The organism is Seleniivibrio woodruffii (genome assembly GCF_029267515.1).
GTDB lineage: Bacteria > Chrysiogenota > Deferribacteres > Deferribacterales > Geovibrionaceae > Seleniivibrio > Seleniivibrio woodruffii_A.
Genome location: NZ_JAJUIS010000001.1, coordinates 330,391 through 349,649 on the forward strand (window position 1 = coordinate 330,391; position 19,259 = coordinate 349,649).

Annotated in this window: 20 protein-coding genes; 5 read left to right on the forward strand and 15 right to left on the reverse strand. The window is 49.5% G+C overall.

What is annotated here, in order from left to right; all coding sequences use genetic code 11:
- Nucleotides 1–62: 62 nt before the first annotated feature.
- Both Q7P67_RS01525 and Q7P67_RS01530 read left to right on the forward strand, forming a co-directional pair.
- Complete coding sequence (locus Q7P67_RS01525) at nucleotides 63–1,127, forward strand: MBL fold metallo-hydrolase (protein ID WP_303850005.1); 1,065 nt, start codon at nucleotides 63–65, stop codon at nucleotides 1,125–1,127.
- Nucleotides 1,124–1,816 (forward strand): DUF2461 domain-containing protein, encoded by a 693-nt coding sequence (locus Q7P67_RS01530; RefSeq protein WP_303850007.1) that lies wholly within the window; start codon nucleotides 1,124–1,126, stop codon nucleotides 1,814–1,816. Before Q7P67_RS01525 ends, Q7P67_RS01530 begins: the two co-directional genes overlap by 4 nt.
- Nucleotides 1,817–1,827: 11 nt before the next feature.
- On the opposite strand, the gene Q7P67_RS01535 is transcribed toward Q7P67_RS01530, so the two are convergent.
- The 14 genes from Q7P67_RS01535 to pheA form a co-directional block, all read right to left on the reverse strand.
- Nucleotides 1,828–2,265, reverse strand: coding sequence for an Rrf2 family transcriptional regulator (locus Q7P67_RS01535; protein WP_303850009.1), 438 nt, complete (start codon nucleotides 2,263–2,265; stop codon nucleotides 1,828–1,830).
- An 87-nt stretch (nucleotides 2,266–2,352) separates the two neighbouring features.
- Nucleotides 2,353–3,873, reverse strand: a complete 1,521-nt coding sequence (locus Q7P67_RS01540) for a YifB family Mg chelatase-like AAA ATPase (protein ID WP_303850012.1) — start codon at nucleotides 3,871–3,873, stop codon at nucleotides 2,353–2,355.
- A gap of 267 nt (nucleotides 3,874–4,140) precedes the next feature.
- Nucleotides 4,141–4,896, reverse strand: coding sequence for an acetolactate decarboxylase (gene budA, locus Q7P67_RS01545; RefSeq protein ID WP_303850014.1), 756 nt, complete (start codon nucleotides 4,894–4,896; stop codon nucleotides 4,141–4,143).
- Entirely contained in the window at nucleotides 4,893–5,081 is a 189-nt protein-coding gene (locus Q7P67_RS01550; protein ID WP_303850016.1) for a hypothetical protein, read from the reverse strand. Before Q7P67_RS01550 ends, budA begins: the two co-directional genes overlap by 4 nt.
- A gap of 1 nt (nucleotide 5,082) precedes the next feature.
- Complete coding sequence (locus Q7P67_RS01555) at nucleotides 5,083–5,958, reverse strand: LysR family transcriptional regulator (RefSeq protein WP_303850018.1); 876 nt, start codon at nucleotides 5,956–5,958, stop codon at nucleotides 5,083–5,085.
- A 2-nt stretch (nucleotides 5,959–5,960) separates the two neighbouring features.
- Nucleotides 5,961–6,827, reverse strand: coding sequence for a signal peptide peptidase SppA (gene sppA / locus Q7P67_RS01560; RefSeq protein WP_303850020.1), 867 nt, complete (start codon nucleotides 6,825–6,827; stop codon nucleotides 5,961–5,963).
- A 145-nt stretch (nucleotides 6,828–6,972) separates the two neighbouring features.
- Nucleotides 6,973–8,667 (reverse strand): S1 RNA-binding domain-containing protein, encoded by a 1,695-nt coding sequence (locus tag Q7P67_RS01565; protein ID WP_303850022.1) that lies wholly within the window; start codon nucleotides 8,665–8,667, stop codon nucleotides 6,973–6,975.
- On the reverse strand, nucleotides 8,654–9,502 hold the full coding sequence (gene ispH, locus Q7P67_RS01570) for a 4-hydroxy-3-methylbut-2-enyl diphosphate reductase (RefSeq protein ID WP_303850024.1): 849 nt from the start codon (nucleotides 9,500–9,502) through the stop codon (nucleotides 8,654–8,656). The genes Q7P67_RS01565 and ispH overlap by 14 nt, the downstream gene beginning before the upstream one ends.
- 93 nt (nucleotides 9,503–9,595) lie before the next feature.
- Entirely contained in the window at nucleotides 9,596–10,246 is a 651-nt protein-coding gene (cmk, locus tag Q7P67_RS01575; protein ID WP_369695985.1) for a (d)CMP kinase, read from the reverse strand.
- On the reverse strand, nucleotides 10,246–11,526 hold the full coding sequence (aroA, locus tag Q7P67_RS01580; RefSeq protein WP_303850028.1) for a 3-phosphoshikimate 1-carboxyvinyltransferase: 1,281 nt from the start codon (nucleotides 11,524–11,526) through the stop codon (nucleotides 10,246–10,248). Before aroA ends, cmk begins: the two co-directional genes overlap by 1 nt.
- Nucleotides 11,523–12,350 (reverse strand): prephenate dehydrogenase, encoded by an 828-nt coding sequence (locus tag Q7P67_RS01585; protein WP_303850030.1) that lies wholly within the window; start codon nucleotides 12,348–12,350, stop codon nucleotides 11,523–11,525. Before Q7P67_RS01585 ends, aroA begins: the two co-directional genes overlap by 4 nt.
- Entirely contained in the window at nucleotides 12,347–13,369 is a 1,023-nt protein-coding gene (gene aroF, locus Q7P67_RS01590) for a 3-deoxy-7-phosphoheptulonate synthase (RefSeq protein WP_303850032.1), read from the reverse strand. The genes Q7P67_RS01585 and aroF overlap by 4 nt, the downstream gene beginning before the upstream one ends.
- Nucleotides 13,366–14,463, reverse strand: coding sequence for a histidinol-phosphate transaminase (gene hisC, locus Q7P67_RS01595; protein WP_303850034.1), 1,098 nt, complete (start codon nucleotides 14,461–14,463; stop codon nucleotides 13,366–13,368). Before hisC ends, aroF begins: the two co-directional genes overlap by 4 nt.
- Entirely contained in the window at nucleotides 14,460–15,530 is a 1,071-nt protein-coding gene (gene pheA / locus Q7P67_RS01600) for a prephenate dehydratase (RefSeq protein WP_303850036.1), read from the reverse strand. Before pheA ends, hisC begins: the two co-directional genes overlap by 4 nt.
- Before the next feature lie 196 nt (nucleotides 15,531–15,726).
- On the opposite strand from pheA, the gene waaF reads away from it, so the two are divergent.
- Nucleotides 15,727–16,764: a lipopolysaccharide heptosyltransferase II gene (gene waaF, locus Q7P67_RS01605; RefSeq protein WP_303850038.1), complete on the forward strand. Its 1,038-nt coding sequence runs from the start codon at nucleotides 15,727–15,729 to the stop codon at nucleotides 16,762–16,764.
- Nucleotides 16,764–17,702 carry a glycosyltransferase family 9 protein gene (locus Q7P67_RS01610; RefSeq protein WP_303850040.1) on the forward strand — a complete coding sequence of 313 codons (939 nt, stop codon included), beginning with the start codon at nucleotides 16,764–16,766 and terminating at the stop codon, nucleotides 17,700–17,702. Before waaF ends, Q7P67_RS01610 begins: the two co-directional genes overlap by 1 nt.
- Here Q7P67_RS01610 and Q7P67_RS01615 read toward each other — a convergent pair.
- Nucleotides 17,689–18,273: a TetR/AcrR family transcriptional regulator gene (locus tag Q7P67_RS01615; protein WP_303850042.1), complete on the reverse strand. Its 585-nt coding sequence runs from the start codon at nucleotides 18,271–18,273 to the stop codon at nucleotides 17,689–17,691. The genes Q7P67_RS01610 and Q7P67_RS01615 overlap by 14 nt on opposite strands.
- Nucleotides 18,274–18,355: 82 nt before the next feature.
- Here Q7P67_RS01615 and Q7P67_RS01620 point away from each other — a divergent pair, with 82 nt between their 5' ends.
- Nucleotides 18,356–19,213 carry a DMT family transporter gene (locus Q7P67_RS01620; RefSeq protein ID WP_303850044.1) on the forward strand — a complete coding sequence of 286 codons (858 nt, stop codon included), beginning with the start codon at nucleotides 18,356–18,358 and terminating at the stop codon, nucleotides 19,211–19,213.
- Nucleotides 19,214–19,259 lie beyond the last annotated feature (46 nt).

Genomic DNA, 19,259 nt, shown 5'->3' on the forward strand with positions numbered 1-19,259 from the left:
GGTTTATTTTTGAAGACTGAGGCATAATTTATATAATTATTGTCTTTATTCAGGGAGTTGCGATGGGAAAGATATTTCTGGCCGCAGCGGTCATAGTCGTTGTAATGTTTGCCACATACGAAAAAAAGGTTGTGTATGCGTCGGAGCATTTCCGCGACGGAACTTTTCACAACCTTATAGAAACCCCTTCCGGGGGCTCCGGAAATAAATTACTTTCTATTTACAGGATACTTTTCGAGAGCGGTAAGTTTTCTCCTGAAGAGACGATAAAGGTGCACCGTGTCAACCCAATGTACGCCAATATGGATACAGGCGACACCCTTCAGGCGACATGGCTCGGTCATGCAAGCGTTATGCTTAAACAGGGGCAGATGAAGATAATCACCGACCCCGTGTTTTCCGATATAGTTTCTCCCGTCAGCTTTCTTGGACCCAAACGCTATACCGACATAAATCCCATTGAGGGAGTAAACATCGGTTATGTCGATGCTGTCATAATCTCCCACAACCACTATGATCATCTTGATGAAAAGGCAATAAAGGCGCTCAAACAGCGTGTCGGTATGTTCATAGTGCCACTAGGCGTGGGTCAGTATCTTGAGAAATGGGGTGTGGAACCTCTGCGCATCATAGAGCTTGACTGGTACCAGTCGGTCTCCATGCCTAACATTAAGATTACCGCCACTCCGGCGCAGCACAGATCCGGCAGGGGTTATTACGATACCAACAAGACTTTCTGGGCATCGTATGTCATTGAGATGGGCGGTCACAGGGTATTTTTCAGCGGTGATTCAGGATACATGGAGCAGTTCAAACAGATAGGGCACGAGTTTGGACCCTTCGACCTGGCTCTGATTGACATAGGCGCCTATAACGCTAAATGGGCATACAGCCATATGACGCCGGAACAGGCTGTGCAGGCATCGGAAGATCTCGGCGGCGGGCTTGTTCTTCCGATACACTGGGGAACTTTCACTCTTTCAGAATTTTACTGGAAAGAACCCATCGAAAGATTCACCGCAGAGGCGCATAAAAAACACCTCAGCTATGCGGTTCCTGAGATAGGAATGCCGTTCACTGTGGGCGGTGTTGTGCCCGTCGGCGGATGGTGGGAAAAGTATAAATGATGCGTCAGTATTTCAAAGGATTCGTTCCTGAAACCTTCGGATTTTTCCGCGGTATCAGGGACAATAACAACCATGAATGGTTTGAGGCTCACAGGGACGAATATAAAAAGTATGTCCAGACTCCCATGAAGGAGCTTTCTGCGGAACTTACCGACGGTATGCTCTCCATAGACGAACAGTTCATCACCGGCGGACGAACAGTTTCGCGCATACGCAGGGACACACGCTTTTCGAATGACAAGACGCTTTATAAATCGGTGAGCTGGCTTGTTTTCAAAAGACCGAATGCGGACTGGTGTGACGCTCCTGCTTATTTCGTTGAGATAGGAGCGGAACGCTATGTGTGGGGAATGGGTTTTTACAGCGCAAAATCCGCCACTATGCGCCGTTTCAGAGAGATGATAGACACAGATACAAAACGATTCGCAGACGCCGTGTCTTTTTACGGTTCAGATTCCGGTCAACCCTTCTCACTTCAGGGAGATGAGTATAAAAGGAGACCTTCCGGCAGCGGAAACGACCTTTTTGCCGAATGGTACGGACGTAAGAACCTTTTTATGGTCGCGGAAAGAGACAATGATGAATCTATATACGGAAACGGGTTCGCAGGTATGCTGCTCGAAGGTTTTTTCAGCCTCGCGCCGTTATATCGCTTTCTTCTGGAAGCATCCCGTGAACCCGTCGCCTGATATACTGTGTCCTAAACCACCGGATTCATCTTTTTCAGCCAGCTTCCGTCCGATACGCTTTTTCCAAGCATATCTGAAATCTTACATTTTCTCAGTTCGCCGAGGAACATTCCCCTTGCCGCGTTAAAGGCTTCCGTCAATCCGCATTTGCCTGCCAGTCCGCATTTGCGTGATCTGGATTCGCATTTGTAAAAAGCGTCGCCCTCAACAGCATTGAAAATGTCTTCCAGAGTGATTTCATCAGCAGATCTTGCTAAAACGTATCCTCCATTTACCCCCACGGAGGATTTCAGAATACCGCTCTTTGTGAGCAGCCGCATGACCTTTGCCAGATACTCTCTGGAAATTCCCTGTGCAGCGAGTTCGTCCAACAGAACTGTCCGGTCTTTAAAAAAAGTAATATAGAGCACACTGTGTACCGCGTACTCGGTCTTCTTGGATATTCTCATACTATATTATATCACCGTATGTGGGGAAATGTCGAATCATGACGAGGTTATTATTAACAAAAATAAGCGATTATTGAAAAAATACTGTTATTCCTGTATGAGACGGTATTGAAGGGATTCGAGGATGTGTTTTGCACCGATATGCTCTGACCTGTCTAAATCTGCTATTGTGCGGGCTGTTTTAAGCACTTTTGAATAACTTCTGGCGCTTAGATTGTATTTCTTTGCCGCGGTTTCCAGCAGTTTAGATGTTTTTTCGTCGAGGATGCAATATTTTTTGGTTTCCTTTTCGCTCATTCTGCTGTTGAAGCGGGTTTTTGAATGTTTAAACCGAGCCGACTGAACCGCGTGGGCATGTGCAACCCGCCCGCGTATGGCTTCGGATGGTTCACCGTCAGCCATTGCCGCAAGCTCGGCTATGTCTGCTGAACCGACCTCCACGTGGAGGTCAATCCTGTCCATAAGGGGACCCGAAAGCCTCGATCTGTATTTCTGTATCTGTGACGGCGAGCAGGTACACTCCTTCTGTTTGTCGCCGAGGTATCCGCAGGGGCAGGGGTTCGCAGCGGCAACAAGCATAAAGTTTGCAGGATACGTCACTGTGCGTCCGGCTCTGGAAACAGTGACCTCTTTGTCTTCAAGTGGCTGGCGCAGGGTTTCCAGAACGCTTCGGGGGAACTCCAGCAGTTCGTCAAGAAAGAGTACGCCGTTTGAGGCGAGGCTCACCTGACCAGGAATCGCTTTTGATGTTCCGCCGATGAGGGCTATGCTGCTGCTTGTGTGGTGCGGGCTGCAAAATGGTCTGTGCACTGCAAGGTCGCGTCCTGAGCGGATCAGTCCTGCGACCGAATATATCTTTGTTGTTTCAATAGCTTCTGTAAGTGTCATATCAGGAAGGATGGTGGGCATCCGGCGGGCAATCATGGTTTTCCCGCTGCCGGGAGAGCCTATCATAAAGAGGTTGTGCATCCCCGCCGCGGCTATCTCCGCGCATCTTCTGGCGGCGAACTGCCCCTTTACGTCGGAGAAATCCACGTCATATTCCATTACGGATGTGAAGAGCGACGCTTTGTCCAGAGTGTGCGGAGTTCCTTTGCAGTCGTTGTTGATAAATTCAGTGACGGATGAGAGATCTTCGAAGGGGAAAACGTCTATGCCGTCTATAACGGCAGCCTCGTCTGCGTTATCCGAAGGCACTATGAGCTTTTTAAATCCGGCTTTTTTAGCACCCTCCGCAATAGGGAGTATTCCGCCAACGGCGCGCAGTTTTCCGTCCAGTGAAAGTTCCCCTGCGAAAAGGCAGTCTTCGGGGACAGACTTCACCATTCCCGCGGAGCAGGTTAGCCCCACGGCAACAGGCAGGTCGAAGTGCGTACCCTCTTTCTTTATGTCGCCGGGTGCGAGGTTAACGGTTATTGGGTGTGCGAACACGTTGAGGTTCATATTCTTCATAGCTGCTTTAACTCGGTCGCGGCTCTCCTTTACGGCTGTTTCAGCCAGTCCAACCATGTTGAATGACGGCAGACCGACGGCTCCTATGTCCGTTTCAACCTCAACAATCTCCGCCTCTATACCGTTTACCAGTGCACTGTATACTTTTGAGAACATACTGCGATTATACAGATATTTTTGAAATATGTGCAATTCATTTAATTTTCCCACTTGCGGATTTGGCTCGGCGGCACATATTAACATTATAAGTTGCAGCCTAGGCAGTAACGAAGCCCCCCGAACAGAAGACGGTATCTGAGAAGAAGTTACTACGGATTTGAATGGTTTCGCGAAAGGTTCGGGACAGGAGAAAGACCAATGGGTAATGAGTTGACGCCACCCAACGTCTAAAGCCCCGCCAATCAGCACAGATTGCGGGGCTTTCTACTTTTCAACCTTCTGAAGCTCGCCGCTTCTGTCTTTCGATAAATCTATATCTTTGAGTCCCCTTTCAGGGAGAATCAGCGTAAGCCTTCTTTCAGTTTCTGCGGACACACTTCCATCCGCCATTTCAAATCCGAGTATGTGACCGCCGTATGTCTTTGAACTGTCGATGAAATGCAGGTGATATCCGCCGACGTTTATCCCTTTAACGAACGCGGGCAGTCTGTAACCGACTATGGTACCACTGATGTTTTCATACTCGAAAACCGGCTGTGTTTTGACCACCTCCGCAAGGGGCGGATACGGTTTTGCCTGTGCCGGCACGGAGCGCACCTTCATCCTTTTGAAGTTCCCTTCCGCCTTAACGGCGCAGAAAACGTTCATATCGGGTACTTTTTCATCCACTAGCTTTTCAATCTCTTCGAAAGTGGCGGGTTTATCTATATTGACAGTGATTTCCGGTTCGAAGAACGATACGGATGCGAAAGGCGTTGTGATGTTCTCCGGAGTGTATATCCTGCCGTCCGCCTTCGCCTGATATACTTTGCCGTCAAGGACTATCATTTCCCCTTCCAGCCTGTCGAACGTGCCTATTCCGAAATTCCCGTATTTCGTGAGCTTCGAGGTCTTTTCAGATCCGTCGTAGTCGCCCGCAAGAAGTGCATCAATGGTAGATATCTGGGTTATTGCTCCGGTGTCATGTGCACATCCGGCGAGCGCTGCGGCAAAAACAAAGGACAGCAGAAGCCGTTTCATTTTTGAAGCTCTTTATACTGATCATAGCTCATGTTGCCCTGTCGGAGGCATTTCTCTCTCGCTTCACCTTCAAGTTTTCCGCAGTCATAGTTGTGTCCTGTCTGCATACCGTCATACCATGCTCTTTTGGAGCATCCGGCGGTCAGCAGAAGAAGGGCAGCCAGCAGAATAGCGGCAGTTTTCATATCACACCTCATATACGTCGGTTATGGTTTTCATCGCAAGGTCGATGAGCGGTTCATCTTTGCGGTTTTGCAGGCAGGAGATACATATCGGAACGGAGATTGTCTTGTCATGGAGTATGTCAACATATCCCTGTTCGGCGAGTTCCTGTGCGTTGTCCTCACGGAGAACGCAGACCCCCGTACCTGTTTTAACCAACTCTATCATCAGATTTTCATCGGATGCGACGATTATCTTTTTCGGATTTTTTATGCCGGGCAGGGAGCGCACAAGCTCCGTGCGGAAAGGGCAGTCCTCGCTTCCCCATACCCACGGAATTTCCGCAAGAGTATCCCACGATACGTTCTCTGTGCTCTCAAGATGGTCTTTCGGGACCACCATGCAGAGTTTTACAGGGAAAAGCTCTATTGTATATATGTCCTTATCGGCGTATCTGCCGTATGAAAAACCGAGGTCAAGCTCGCCGGAGCGGAGCATCTGGGGAGTCTTACCGGATTCACTCACGGCAAAGCGCAGCGAAATGTCGGGCATGTTTTTAAGGAATGCGGTGTTGATTGTCTGGATGCGCAGAAAGACGGGGTTTGTGTTCACGCCGAGGGTGACGCTGCCTTTAACCTCTTTCTGCATACGCAGTGCCTGTCTTTTTATGCTCTGCACTGTGTCGTTGACTGCAATTGCACTCTCAAGGAGTGCCGCACCTTCCGGAGTAAGATCAACGCCCCGCGCCTGTCTTGAAAACAGGTTAACGTTCAGCTCTTCCTCAAGCAGTTTTATTTGCGTGGACAGCGCGGAAAGGCTCAGGTTGAGCTTCTGCGCCGCCTTTGTCATATTTTTAAGTTCAGCCGTAGCTGCAAAAGCCGCAAGCTGGGCAAGCTCCATGGTCAGAGTCCCGGTTTGTACAGATAGTATATACCGCCGTCAACACCCTCTGAAGCGGCGAGTGTCTTCGCCTTTGTCATGAGTGAGCGAAGAAAACTCTGCTCCGGCTCATAAAACTCCTCAATCTGAATATCGGGCATATCAAGCTGTTTTTTCATAGCTTCCTCTGCATCTTCTCTGGTGCCGATGTTATCTATGAGACCCAGCTTCTGCGCCTGTCTCCCGCTGAATATACGTCCGTCCGCAAGTTCGCGGAGTTTCTTTTCGTCGATTTTTCTGCGTTTAAGGATATCGCGGAGAAACTGCTCATAGAAGTCGTTTATGTTGCCCTGAAGGTATTTCTGTTCCTCTTCCGTAAGGTCCCGTGTGGGTGACGGAACGTCCTTCATTTTTCCGCTTTTGATGACGACGCTCTGAACGCCGAACTTATCCATCAGCCCGCGGAAATTTGTGTATTCCATGATAACGCCGATGCTGCCGGTTATGGTACTCTCCATAGCGTATACTTTGTCACATGCAACGGCTGTGTAATAGCCGCCGGATGCCGCCATGGTTTCCATCACTGCGTATACTGGTTTGTGCATCTTCATTATGCGGATGTAAAGCTGCTGTGACGGTGCGACAGCGCCGCCGGGAGAGTTTATTTCAAGGATTATTCCTTTCACTTTGTCGTTTTCATCGAGGCTTTTCAGCTTTTCATCCAGATAGTGCGTGTCCATTATAACACCCTCAAGGCGGACGACAGCTATGGTATCCTCAAGGATGAGGTCTTCGCCTGATGCGCTCATAACGGATATTATTCGGACTATGACTGCGAAAATGAGAATGAAAAGAGCCGCTTTGCCGATGAACTTAAAAAATCTGCTCATATAACCTCGCGGATTAAAGAAAATAAAGGCTTCTGATAATCAGGAACATTTTAATGAGACTGCCGCGTCAACTTTCCTGCTCCCACGCAGAGACAGTTATTTGTCTTCGCGAGGAGCGAAAGCGACGCGGCAATCCCTTATCTATTTACTGCTGCAGTTTGTCTTTAAGGATGTTTCCGAGGCTGAAGCTGCTGTCGTCGGACTGTTCCAGCCTTCTGAGGTACTCTTTTACCTCGCGTTTTTCGGAATCCTGCTGGAATCTGCGTACTGACAGAAGAACGTTCCTCTCTTTTGCATCGTTGCGGAAGACAACGGCTTTGATGGTATCGCCCACTGCGAATTTATCCGCGGGGTCAACTCTTTCGACATCAAGCTCGTTTTCGGGGATGAAGCCCACAAGCTCTCTGGGAAGTTCTACCTCAAGTCCGTCTTTGCGGATTGAAAGAACCTTAACCTCAACAACTTTGCCCTGAGGAAGAAGTTTTCCTATCTCTCTCCATGGGTTAGTTTCCATCTGTTTGATACCAAGGCTGATTCTCTCTCTTTCGGGGTCAATTTTAAGGACTTTCGCCTCAATTTTGTCACCCTCTTTGTAGAGAGTGTTCAGATCCTGAGGTTCGTCCGTCCATGAGATATCTTTTTTGCGGATGAGACCGTCAAGAAACTCGCCGAAATCTACGAAAATACCGAAATCTGTGATGGACTTAATAGTCCCTGCAACAACAGAACCTTCGGGGTGGTTGTTTTTCAGCGACGACCAGGGATTTTCCTGAAGAGCTTTCAGGGAAACCACGAGTTTCTTCTTTTCGTTATCGATATCGGTTACGCGTCCGAGAACGGCATCTTTGGGTTCGATGGATATCTTGGCGTTTTTGAGCCATGAAATTTCTTCCAGAGGGATGAAACCGTCAACGCCCTGTTCGATCTCCATTACGAAGCCTTTGTTCTTTCTGGCAACAACCATACCTTTGACTTCCGAGCCGACGGGGTATTTTGCCGCAGCCATATCCCACGGGTCAACAGCCATCTGTTTCAGACCGACTTCAAGTTTCTCGTTTTCGAGGTCAATGCTGAGAACCTTGACTTCAAGCTCGTCACCCTCTTCAAGATACTGGTTGGGGTGTTTAACAACGCCCCATGCGATGTTGTTTTTGCGCAGGAAGCCGTCCACGGAACCGAAGTTCATGAACGCGCCGTAGTGTTTTATGGTTTTCACTTTACCTTTAAGCACCTGACCCTCTTCAATGCCTTCGAAGAACTCTTTTTTGCCGGCTTCGATAGACTGGATCATGTGGAGCTTGCGGGAAGCAAGGAAAGAACGCTGTTTCTTATTGGATTTCAGAACTTTAACTTCGAATGACTTGCCGATATATTCTTCGGGTTTCATTGTGGAGTTTTTGAAATCCATGTGGTTTTCCGGAATGAAACATTCGATTTCCCCGTATTTGCCGAGAAATCCTTTATCAACAACAGCAGTTATCTTAACTGTCAGAGGCGCGCCGCTTTCCAGAGATTTATCGACGTCCACCCAGTCCGTTTCCTTTTCGATGGCTTTTCTGGACAGCTTGAGATAGCCGCCGCCGCCTGAAACGCCGAGGAAAAGAACCTCGATTTCGTCGCCGACTTTAACGCTTATTTTGCCGTCTTTGAGAAATTCGGAGGTGGGGACGATGCCCTCTGTTTTGTACCCGATATTCACCAGCACGTCGCTGTCGTTTATCTGGGCTACGGTTCCTTTCACGACGGAGTTCTTTTCAGGCTGCTGGAGAGACTCCTCAAGCATCGCTTCAAAGTCTTCCATACGCATGTTGTCGCCGCCGTTTTCGTTAATCCTGCTCATTAGTGACCTCTTTTAAAAATTCTATTACTTCGTCAACCAGATAGCCGGGGGTACTGGCTCCCGCGGTGATGCCAACCTTCCGGCAGTTTGTAAACATTTCCTTTTTCAGCTCGTCTTTGGTCTCGATATGCAGTGTATTCGGGCATATCTCTTTGCATATCTCGAAAAGCCTGCGGGTGTTGCCGCTGTTCTTTCCGCCGATGACAAGCATTGTGTCCACCTGTCCTGCGAGACTGATGGCGGATACCTGCCGGAGATTTGTCGCGTTGCATATAGTGTTGCTTACGGTGAGACCGCTGCATTTAGTTTTAAGTATTTCGGCAATTTTGTCAAATGATTCCGAATTTTGTGTGGTCTGGGCTATCAGAGCGTATTTCTCTCTGAATGGCAGAGCTTTTGCCTCGTCCTCGCCGGACACGATAAAATATTCAGAATCTATAAAACTGACAATGCTTTTCACTTCAGGGTGGTTATTTTCTCCGTAAACGACCACACTTGCGCCTCCCTGTCCCAGCTTTTGTGCAGAATTTTGAGCTTTTTTGACAAAGGGGCATGTTGCATCGACAATATTGACCGACTTTTCGTTCAGATCGCCGTATATCTGTTTCGGAACGCCGTGGGAGCGGATTACAACCGTGTTTTCGCTGTTGAACTTTTCAGTGTCTTCGCACACGCCGACTCCCTGTTCGGCGAATTTTCGTACTATCTGCGGGTTGTGAATTATGGGTCCCAGTGTATAAACTTCCGTGTGTTTGCGGGAAGTCTCCTCAACCAGACCCACGGCTCTTTCCACACCGAAACAGAATCCGGCATGGTCAGCTATTATAATTTCCACCTATTCTCCGTATCTGTTTTTCAAAATAAGGCTGCCGCGCCGATTTCATCGGCTCGCAGAGGCGTCTTTGCGGGCACAGCAAAGCAATCTGCTTTACTTTCCGCTTACCGTCTGGGTTATTATTGATATAACTTGTTCTATTGTCAAGTCAGTTGTGTCGATTTCAACGGCATCCTCCGCCTTTTTCAGCGGAGCGTGCTCCCTTTCGGAGTCCAGTTTATCACGTTTTATAATGTCTGCTTCTATCTCTTCGATGGATTTTTCAAACCCCATCGCCTCAAAATCCTTCATTCTGCGCCTTGCGCGTTCCCTTGGGCTTGCCACCAGAAAAAATTTGTATTCGGCGTCAGGAAAAACACAGGTTCCAATGTCCCTTCCGTCCATTATTACGGATGTTTTTGAAGCCATGAATCTCAGCTTGTCCGTAACCAGCCTGCGGATATCCTCCATGGCTGCAACGGCGCTGACATTCGCAGCTATTTCCGGTGTGCGTATGACTGTTGATATATCTTCGGTTTCACCGTTAAGGGTGAGAAAAAGTTTTCCTGTCGTGTCGAACTCTAGTCCGGCATGTGCGACCTGCTCAACCAGTGCCGCGTCCTGCGTACCGGTTTTCACGCCTATGTATGCGCACGCTCTGTAAAGTGCGCCGGAATCCAGGTATGTGATGCCTAGATTTTTCGCAACAACCTTGCTGACGGTACTTTTGCCGCTTCCCGCGGGACCGTCCACTGCTATTTTCATCATCCCTCCAGTTCGGAAAAGGTCTCCATGAACGTGGGGAATGATACATCGACACACTGTACGTTGTCCACACTGATTTCACCGCCGAACCTTTTGGCAAGCATAATGGCTATCATGGCAATGCGGTGATCGTCGAATGATTTCAGAGCGGCTTTGGTGTTTACGTTCTTTATGGGGTATACCTTCATGCCGTCCTCGTACTCTTCGGTTTCGGCACCAAGTGCGTTGAGGTTATGGAGAGTTGCGGCTATCCTGTCGCTCTCCTTGACGCGAAGCTCCTTCGCGCCGCGTATGGTGACAGGGCTGTCCGCAAAAAGCCCCAGAGTGGCAATCATAGGCAGCTCGTCTATTATGTTGGGGATGATGTCCCCCTCTACGGTGCAGCCGTTGAAGTTCTGAGAGGTTATGATTATGTCCCCCAGCTTTTCCGCCCCGCCCCGCTCGTTTTCGATTGCGTATTTTACTCCCATGTCGTCGAGAATCTTGAGCATCCCGCTTCTGGTGGGGTTCAGCCCGACGTTCTCAAGCATAAGCTCCGAACCTTCGAACATGAGCGCCGCGCCGAGAAAGAATGCGGCCGACGAAAAATCGCCGGGAACGACTATGTCTATGGCGTTAAGGTCAGCTCCGCCTTCAACGGTTATTTTAAGCCCTTCTGTGCGTATCTTTGCACCCAGAGCGGCAAGCATTATCTCGGTGTGGTTTCTGGTGACAGCTTTTTCGGTATAGGTTGTTGTGCCCTCCACCTGGACGCCAGCCAGAAGAACGGCACTTTTGACCTGTGCGCTCTTAGTTTCCGCCATGATGTCAGCGGCGTGCATATTCGAAGGCATTATAGTCAGCGGGAGGCATCTTCCGTTGTCACGCGCCGCGAAGTTCGCTCCCATCTTCGACAGTGGGATTATAACCCTGTCCATGGGTCTTTTGCGCAAGGAGTGGTCGCCTGTCAGGACTATATATTTGCCCGAAGGCGCGTATACGCCTGTGAGCAGTCTCGCAGTTGTGCCGGAGTTCATGCAGTCGATAACGTTGTCGGGTTCCTTGAAATCTTTGTAACCCTGCGATGTGACCGTGAAGCCGTTCACCGTCTCCTCAAAGGTAACGCCCATCGCCTGCATAGCTGCCATTGTCGCCTTTGTGTCAGCGGAAAGGAGCGGGTCGATTATGCGCCCTTTGCCCTTCGCCATGGAAAGGAACATGAACGAGCGGTGGCTGATGGATTTGTCCGAAGGAACACGGACGGTGCCTTTAAGGCTCTTAACCTGTTTAAATACGGTCATTTCAGGGTTCTCCTGATGCCCGCCGCCTTCTCTATCATGCTGTAAACGGCATCGGCATCTTTATTCTTTATTGCTTCTTTCCACACGTTCAGGAAAGAGATGTATTCGTCTATCATTGCGAGCATGTTTCTGTCGTTCTCCATAAAGATGTCCGTCCACATGCGCGGGTCGCTTGCGGCTATTCTGGTAAAATCGCGGAAACCGCCCCCAGTATAGTTGAGCGCGTTGCTGTCTGTTTTGAAAACCGTCTGCACCAGCGCGAAAGCCGATATGTGCGGGAGATGGCTTATCAGCCCGAAAACCCTGTCGTGGGTGGCTGCATCCATTATGCAGACCCTCATACCGATTGATTCGTGCAGATCTTTCAGCCCTTCGGGGTCTAGTCCGCCCTCTATTGGTGTGAGGATGTGGTATGCGCCGCCGAAAAGCCCTCTGATGGCGTTTGAAAAGCCGGAAACCTCTTTCCCTGCGATGGGGTGCCCGCCGCAGAAATTAAGTTTCGCCGCTTTTGCCGCCTCAACCGTGGCGGTTTTTGTGCTGCCGCCGTCGGTAACGGCTCCTTTGAACCCTTTGGCTCCGAGGTATTTCACAAACTCCACAGCCGAACGGACAGGCAGGCAGATATACAGCAGGTCGAAATCCAGAGACAAAAGGGTATCGGCATCATCGGTCAGATACTCGAAAAGCCCCGTTTTTGCGGCGTTTGCCAGCGTTTCAGGGTTCTTGTCGTATGCGATGAGACGTATATTCTTCTCGGCGAAGGAAAGAGCCAGTGACCCGCCGATGAGTCCCAGACCCGCAAAAGCTATTGTTCTGATACTCATGCAGTGGTCAGCTTTCTTCCTATGGTTTCTGCGATTATGTTAAGACGTTTCATAAGAACGTCGAAATCATCGGGAAGTATTGACTGGTCACCGTCGCTGAGAGCCTCTTCGGGACACTGATGCACCTCGACTATAAGTCCGTCGGCACCCGCCGCAACAGCCGCCTGCGACATGGGCAGGATACAGTCTCTGCGCCCTGTGCCGTGGCTTGGGTCTGCCACAACAGGCAGGTGACTCATGCTTTTCAGCACGGGGATAGCCGACAGGTCGAGTGTATTTCTGGTCTCCGTTTCAAAGGTGCGTATGCCCCTTTCACAGAGGATGATGTCGTCGTTTCCGCCCGCCGCAACATATTCAGCCGCCATGAGAAGTTCCTTCATGGTCGCCGCCAGACCGCGTTTAAGCATGACTGGTTTTCTGACGGTGCCCAGATCTTTAAGCAGACGGAAATTCTGCATGTTCCGGGCGCCAATCTGGATTATGTCAGTGTATTTGCAGATTAAATCCATATCGCGGGGATCCATAAGCTCTGTTATGACAAGCATATTATGCGCGTCCGCAGCCTCGCGGAGGTATTTCAGACCCTCCTCCCCAAGCCCCTGAAAGGCATAGGGGGATGTGCGGGGTTTGAAAGCGCCGCCCCGCAGTATCCTTGCGCCCGCTTTGCTTGTGCGCTCCGCAAGATACATGAGCATATCGCGGTTTTCAACGGAACAGGGCCCCGCCATGACGACGACATTTCCGCCGCCAATCTTTACGCCCTTTATGTCGATTACGGTTTCAGTCTTTTTAAAATCGGAGCTTACCAGCTTGTAAGGTTTTGATATGGGCACGACCTTTTCAACGCCGGGCATGGCAAAAAGAGGCTTTTCCCGCAGAATACGTTCGTCGCCGATGGCGCCGAGTATCGCTCTGCCGTTTGTTTCGGACATGCTCGTTTTAAAGCCGAACTGTTCCAGCCTGTTCTGAACATGGTCGATGTCAGCCTTTGCCGCATCCTTTTTAAAAACTATAATCATTTGCCCAGAACCTTTTTGAGCTGTTCAATGAAGGCTTCGTTCTCTTCCATCGTGCCCACGGATACACGGATGTATTTGCCAAGTGAAGGTCCGAGGTAGCGGACTATTATTCCTTTTTTCAGAAGGTCGTTGAAAACCTTTTCGCCGTCGCCCACTTCGACAAGGATGAAGTTTGCCTGTGACTTGACGAAAGGCAGTCCGAGGTTTTTGAACTCTTTCTGGAGATAGTTTCTGCCTTTTTTGTTCTTTTTGATGACTTTGTCCAGATATGCCTCATCGCCGAGTGCTGCCTCCGCAGCTACCTGTGCAGCCATGTTGGTGTTAAAGGGCTGACGCACGCGGTTCATCATGTCTATAGCCATTGCGTCCGCAACCACATATCCGCAGCGCAGAGCCGCAAGACCGTATGCCTTTGAAAAGGTGCGCATGATGAAAATATTGTGGAATTTGTCCAGATATTTCATCGTATCGGGGAAGTCTTTAGCATCTGCAAACTCGACGTATGCCTCATCGAAAACGACTATGACATCGGAGGGAACTTTTTCCATAAACGCGCGCAGTTCTTTGTCTGCGGTGTATGCGCCTGTGGGGTTATTGGGGTTCGCTATGAATATCATGCGGGTCTTGTCGTTTATTGCGTCAAGAAGCGCGTCGAAATCGAAGGAGAAGTCTTTTTTACAGGGTATCCAGTTACATGATTTGCCCGCCGCCTGAGCGATTGATGAGTAAACGGAGAAGCTGGGCGCGGGGCTTATGACATGCTCGCCGTCTTTCAGGAACGTGCGGATTGCGAGCTCTATTATCTCGTTTGAGCCTGTTCCGAAAAGGAGCATGTCGGCGGGTACTTCAAGTTTTGCGGCGAGTTTTGTGCGCAGGTAGTGCGCGTCGCCGTAGGGGTAGCGTGAAATTTCGGGAAAGAAGTCTTTAATTGCCGCTTTCACCTTTGGTGAGGGACCGAAAGGGTTTTCGTTTGATGCGAGTTTTATGGCTTCCTTGATTCCAAGCTCTCTTTCAAGCTCTTTAACGGGTTTGCCGGGTTTGTAGGGTACGATATCTGATATTGCTTTTCCGGCGAGTTTTTTGAAATCTGTCATTTTTCCCCCTTAGGATAGGAACCGAGCACCTTGAAAAATGCCGTATGTTCGCTGAGACCGTCCAGTGCGATTTTTAATCTTTTATCCGCTATATGCCCTTCAACGTCAACAAAAAAGACGTATTCCCACGCCTTTTGGCGGGACGGACGGGACTCAATCTTTGTCATGTTAACTTCCGCCTTTGCAAGAACAGAGAGCGCTTCGTAAAGCGAACCAGCCTTGTGGGCAACGGAGAAGACTATGGAAGTTTTGTCGTTGCCTGTCGGCAGAGGCTCATAGTTGCCTATCAACAGGAAACGTGTGAAATTGTTCGGGTTGTCCTCAATGGACTTTTCAACCACCCGCAGGCTGTATTTAAGCTGAGCCATCTCGCTTGATATGGCCGCAACGGTGGGGTCTTTGGATGCAAGTTCCGCAGCTTTGGCAGTGGAATCTATTTCGTGAACAGGGATGTCGGGGCAGTTCGCGGCAAGCCATTTGCGGCACTGACCGATTGCCTGATAGTGGCTGTATATCACCTGAACATCCTCGAAATTGCCCGTTTTGTTCATAAGGTTATGGCTTATCTCAAGGTATATCTCGCCGCATATTTTCAGGTGGCTGGTGGTGAAGGTGTCTAGCGTATGGTTGACTATGCCCTCAAGGGAGTTCTCCACAGGCACTATGCCGAACGCCATCCGTCCGCGCTCAACACTGTCGAACACTTCAGGGATGTTGCGGATGGGTATCAGCGTTGCGGAGAGTCCGAACTGCTTTATAGCCGCCATGTTTGTGAATGTGCCTTCGGGTCCGAGATATCCCACCTTCTGCACCTCTTCCAGAGAGAGGGAGGCGGAGATTATCTCACGGTAAACCGAGCGCAGAGCGTCGTTGGGAAATGGTCCCCTGTTAAGCCCTGTCAGGCGGTCAAATATTTTCTTTTCCCGCGAAGGAACGTAAAGGGGCTGTCCTGCGGCTTTTTTAATCTCGCCTATGTGCATAGCCTCTTTTGCCCTGTTGTTCAGGAGTTCCAGAATTTTCTGGTCGATATCGTCAATGTTTTGTCTGTGTTTGTCAAGTTCTTCCATGGAAGAGAAGATAGCAGACAAATGCCCGTTTCGCAAGAGTTTGAAGCGCGTTTTGATGCAAAAAAATTAAAACGCTATATTATCTCGGAAAACCGTATCGCGTTGGTTAGTTATTTAACTATTTTCCGAAACAGATTGATTTCGTCCGCGGCTGTCTGTATATTCTGAAATACCAACGTAATCAGGTGAAAATAACTTGAAAATATTAATATTCAATCCGTCCTTTCTGGGCGACAGCGTGCTCACTACGCCGCTGATACAGGCTGTTAAGAACAAATATCCCGAAGCGGAAATATCTTTCTGTGTACGTCCGGAATATGTGCCGCTCTTCGAGGGGCTTGCCGAAATTTCGGAAGTGATACCCTTTGATAAACGAAGAAATTATTCAGGTCTGTCCGGCATTTTCCGTTTTGCAAAGGAACTTGAACAGCACGGATTCGATATGGTGCTTTCGCCGCATAAATCTTTCCGCACCAATCTGACTCTGTTTCTGGCGAAGATACCCGTACGCGTGGGATTTGTTGAGGGTGCGTTCTCCGCTCTTCTCACGAAATCCTGCGCAAGATATATGGATATACACGAGGTGCAGCGCAACCTGACCCTTTACGAGACAGCGTTCGGTGAGTATCCGGCGAAATATCCATTAAAGGTTGCCATAGATGCAACCGCAAAAGCTGAGTTTGCGAAGCTGGGCGAAAACCTGATAGGTATAGCTCCCGGAAGCGTATGGGCTACGAAGATGTGGCCTGCGGAGAGGTTTGCCGAGGTTGCGGACAGGCTTAAAGATGAAGGCTATACGCCTGTGATAATCGGTGCTCCGGACGACGTTCCCGCCGCGGAAAAACTTATGCAGGCGGCAAAGCATAAACATATTAACATGTGCGGAAAAACCTCGCTGAAAGAGCTTCCCGCGCTGATAGCGAATTTTGAGTTTCTTGTCACCAACGATTCGGGTCCTATGCACATAGCCGTTGCGGCGGGTGTGCAGTGCATCGCAATCTTCGGACCAACTGTGAAAGAGCTTGGATTCACGCCTTACGACGAAGTAAGCCGCGTTGCGGAAGTGGAGGGGCTTAGCTGCCGCCCCTGCGGACTGCACGGCAGCAGAAAATGCCCTAAAAAACACTTTCGCTGTATGCTTGAGATATCTGCGGACGACGTTCTGGCACTCCTTGAAAAAGAGGTTGTACCGGAACCTGTAAAAGCGAAATACGAAACCGTGAAGGCGGACTGATGAAAGTTCTTTTTGTCCGTTTCAGCTCCCTCGGCGACATAATCCTCACAACTGGGGTCATCCGCAAATTCAAAGAACTGTTTCCCGATGCCGAGGCGGACGTGTTGACCTATGCGCCCTATGCCGACGTTTTCAGGGGACTGCCGTTCGTTAACCGGGTGCTGGAGCACAACAAAAAGGATGGGATAATCTCCTATTTCAGCCTTATCCAGAAGGAAACCGAGGAGTATGACCATATCTTCGATCTCCACGGCAAACTGCTCTCCATGTTTCTCAGGTTCCACGCGCAGGCTGACTACCATAAATATGTGAAGGATTCCGCCGCCAGACGCAGATTTGTGAAGACGCGGAAACATGATCCGCGGCTAGATCTTCACGTCGTGCAGAAATATTTCGAACCCATAGCGCAGACTTTCAACGTTCCCATGCCGGAGCTTGAAGAACTCCGTCCTGTGCTGTTTTCAGATGCAAGGTCGGTGGCGAAGCACGTTCTTGTGCATCCGTTCGCCAGCAGATATACGAAGACCTACCCCTATGCCGGGGAGCTTGCGGAGCTTCTGATAGAGAACGGCTATATGCCGGTTTTTGCAGGTGACGGGAAAGCGCCGGATGTTAAAGGGATAATCGACAGGACAGGCAAGTCAAAAATAAGGGATTTTTTCGATACGATAGCATCATGCGGAGCTGTGATATCGTCCGATTCGGGTCCGCTCCACGCCGCCGTCGCCCTTAAAAAGCCAACGGTCGGGATATTCGGTTCCACAACGAAAGATTTCGGGTTCTATCCGTCGTTTTCCGGTGTTAAGGTTGTGGAGGATAACTCCGTTGAGTGCCGTCCATGCGACGTGCACGGGCTTGAAGCCTGCCCGAAAGGGCATTTCGACTGCATGAAAAGACTGACTCCTGATAAGGTTGTGGAAGCTCTTAAAAGCCTTTAACGCCGTTCAGGAAGAGTTTTACGCAGGTTTCCGCATGTTTTTCTATCTCGTCTGTGCATGGAACATCTCTTGTGTTCATTAGTATTGGCGAGCGCATGGAAAGCAGCATGGTTATAAGCAGGTTCGCCATTCTATCCGCTTCTTTGACACTCAGTCTGTCAGACAGAAATTCTGTAAGCGGTTTTCTGCGGGCATCCTGAATCATGCTTTTGAACATTCCGCCTATCTCGCTTCCGTCTCTGCTTTCGGCTATCATCATACGGAAAAGCTCCAGTCTGTGCCTTGCCATGTGCATGGAGATAAACTGTATCCCGAATTTTTTAAGTTCCTTTTCGGGTGTCATATCGCCGAAAGTGTAGATGTCGTTCTCTTTGCTCATCTGTGAGATAACTTCAGCGAACAGGTCGGATTTCGACACAAAATAGCGGTAAACCGTCTGTTTGGTCACGCAGGCTGTCTTTGCCACCTCGTCCATGCTTGTGCGGGAATAGCCGTGGTTCAGAAAAAGCTCTCTGCCGGCTTTTATTATTGATTCGCGTTTCGTTTTGTAGTTTTCAAGCGCCTTTGACATGTCTAAAGAATACCTGTTGACAACAATACTGTCAAGTATTAGCTTATCATACTATATAGTATGATTTCATTCGGAGGTTCATATGTCAGAGCAGTTAAAAGGTACTCTGTATGCGTTTTCAGGGATCTTTCTTATGAGTTTCGATGCGATATTCATCAGGTTTTCGGGGCTTGGCGGATTCGAGGCATCCTTTCTTTTCGGTGTTTTTTCGTTTGTGTCGATGGCGGCGGCGGCTCATTTTTTCGGGAAGGGAATTTTCAGCTCTTTGAAAAGCGGCGGGTTCATAATAATTCTGTCCGGAGCTGTGATGGGCGGCAGCGGAACGACTTTCGTTCTGGCGGTTCAGGAGACAACCATAGCAAACGTGGTGCTTATTATGACCTCTTCCGCAGTTTTCTCATCGGTTTACAGCCGCATACTTCTGGGCGAGCGGACGGATTTGTGGACGTGGGCGGCTGTTGCCGCGTCTGTTATCGGGGTGTATATAATAGTGCGCGGGTCTATGGCCCATCACGGGTTAAAGGGGGATATGCTGGCGCTTGCCGCTTCCATGTTCTCGTCGATGAACTATGTAATCTGGCGGAAATACCCGCAGATAAGCCGCACTATGGCAATCGCTCTGGGCGGATTTTTTGTGGCGATATTCAGCTCGTTCGGAACGGACTTCGGCGGTTTCGGCATGGTTCCCGTTCTGATAATGGCTGCCATGGGGCTTTTCAGTGCGCCCGTGGGCAGGGCTTTCATTTCAACCGCGGCAAGACACATAACCGCCATGGAGATAAGTCTTTTCACACTTTCCCGCACGGCGCTTGTTCCTTTTCTGGCGTGGCTGTTTTTCACGGAGGTTCCGCCTGTTCAGACATTTGTAGGCGGCGCAGTGATTTTTTCCGTGGTTGCGCTCCATTCGCTGTCCCGTATCAGACGGGCATCAGCCAAATAAATTGACACATCTCTGCATACGTTATATAAAGCCTAAGCCGAAAGGC

What these genes read in the sequence shown, in the direction of transcription:
- Q7P67_RS01555 (WP_303850018.1), bottom strand. Translation starts at nt 5,958, where the DNA reads ATGGAGCTTGCCCAGCTTGCGGCTTTTGCAGCTACGGCTGAACTTAAA.
- Q7P67_RS01540 (WP_303850012.1), bottom strand. Translation starts at nt 3,873, where the DNA reads ATGTTCTCAAAAGTATACAGTGCACTGGTAAACGGTATAGAGGCGGAG.
- Q7P67_RS01615 (WP_303850042.1), bottom strand. Translation starts at nt 18,273, where the DNA reads ATGTCAAAGGCGCTTGAAAACTACAAAACGAAACGCGAATCAATAATA.
- Q7P67_RS01535 (WP_303850009.1), bottom strand. Translation starts at nt 2,265, where the DNA reads ATGAGAATATCCAAGAAGACCGAGTACGCGGTACACAGTGTGCTCTAT.
- budA (WP_303850014.1), bottom strand. Translation starts at nt 4,896, where the DNA reads ATGAAACGGCTTCTGCTGTCCTTTGTTTTTGCCGCAGCGCTCGCCGGA.
- Q7P67_RS01610 (WP_303850040.1), top strand. Translation starts at nt 16,764, where the DNA reads ATGAAAGTTCTTTTTGTCCGTTTCAGCTCCCTCGGCGACATAATCCTC.
- cmk (WP_369695985.1), bottom strand. Translation starts at nt 10,246, where the DNA reads ATGAAAATAGCAGTGGACGGTCCCGCGGGAAGCGGCAAAAGTACCGTC.
- Q7P67_RS01530 (WP_303850007.1), top strand. Translation starts at nt 1,124, where the DNA reads ATGATGCGTCAGTATTTCAAAGGATTCGTTCCTGAAACCTTCGGATTT.
- Q7P67_RS01585 (WP_303850030.1), bottom strand. Translation starts at nt 12,350, where the DNA reads ATGAGTATCAGAACAATAGCTTTTGCGGGTCTGGGACTCATCGGCGGG.
- pheA (WP_303850036.1), bottom strand. Translation starts at nt 15,530, where the DNA reads ATGGAAGAACTTGACAAACACAGACAAAACATTGACGATATCGACCAG.
- Q7P67_RS01550 (WP_303850016.1), bottom strand. Translation starts at nt 5,081, where the DNA reads ATGAAAACTGCCGCTATTCTGCTGGCTGCCCTTCTTCTGCTGACCGCC.
- aroA (WP_303850028.1), bottom strand. Translation starts at nt 11,526, where the DNA reads ATGACCGTATTTAAACAGGTTAAGAGCCTTAAAGGCACCGTCCGTGTT.
- Q7P67_RS01620 (WP_303850044.1), top strand. Translation starts at nt 18,356, where the DNA reads ATGTCAGAGCAGTTAAAAGGTACTCTGTATGCGTTTTCAGGGATCTTT.
- hisC (WP_303850034.1), bottom strand. Translation starts at nt 14,463, where the DNA reads ATGACAGATTTCAAAAAACTCGCCGGAAAAGCAATATCAGATATCGTA.
- sppA (WP_303850020.1), bottom strand. Translation starts at nt 6,827, where the DNA reads ATGAGCAGATTTTTTAAGTTCATCGGCAAAGCGGCTCTTTTCATTCTC.
- Q7P67_RS01565 (WP_303850022.1), bottom strand. Translation starts at nt 8,667, where the DNA reads ATGAGCAGGATTAACGAAAACGGCGGCGACAACATGCGTATGGAAGAC.
- aroF (WP_303850032.1), bottom strand. Translation starts at nt 13,369, where the DNA reads ATGATTATAGTTTTTAAAAAGGATGCGGCAAAGGCTGACATCGACCAT.
- Q7P67_RS01525 (WP_303850005.1), top strand. Translation starts at nt 63, where the DNA reads ATGGGAAAGATATTTCTGGCCGCAGCGGTCATAGTCGTTGTAATGTTT.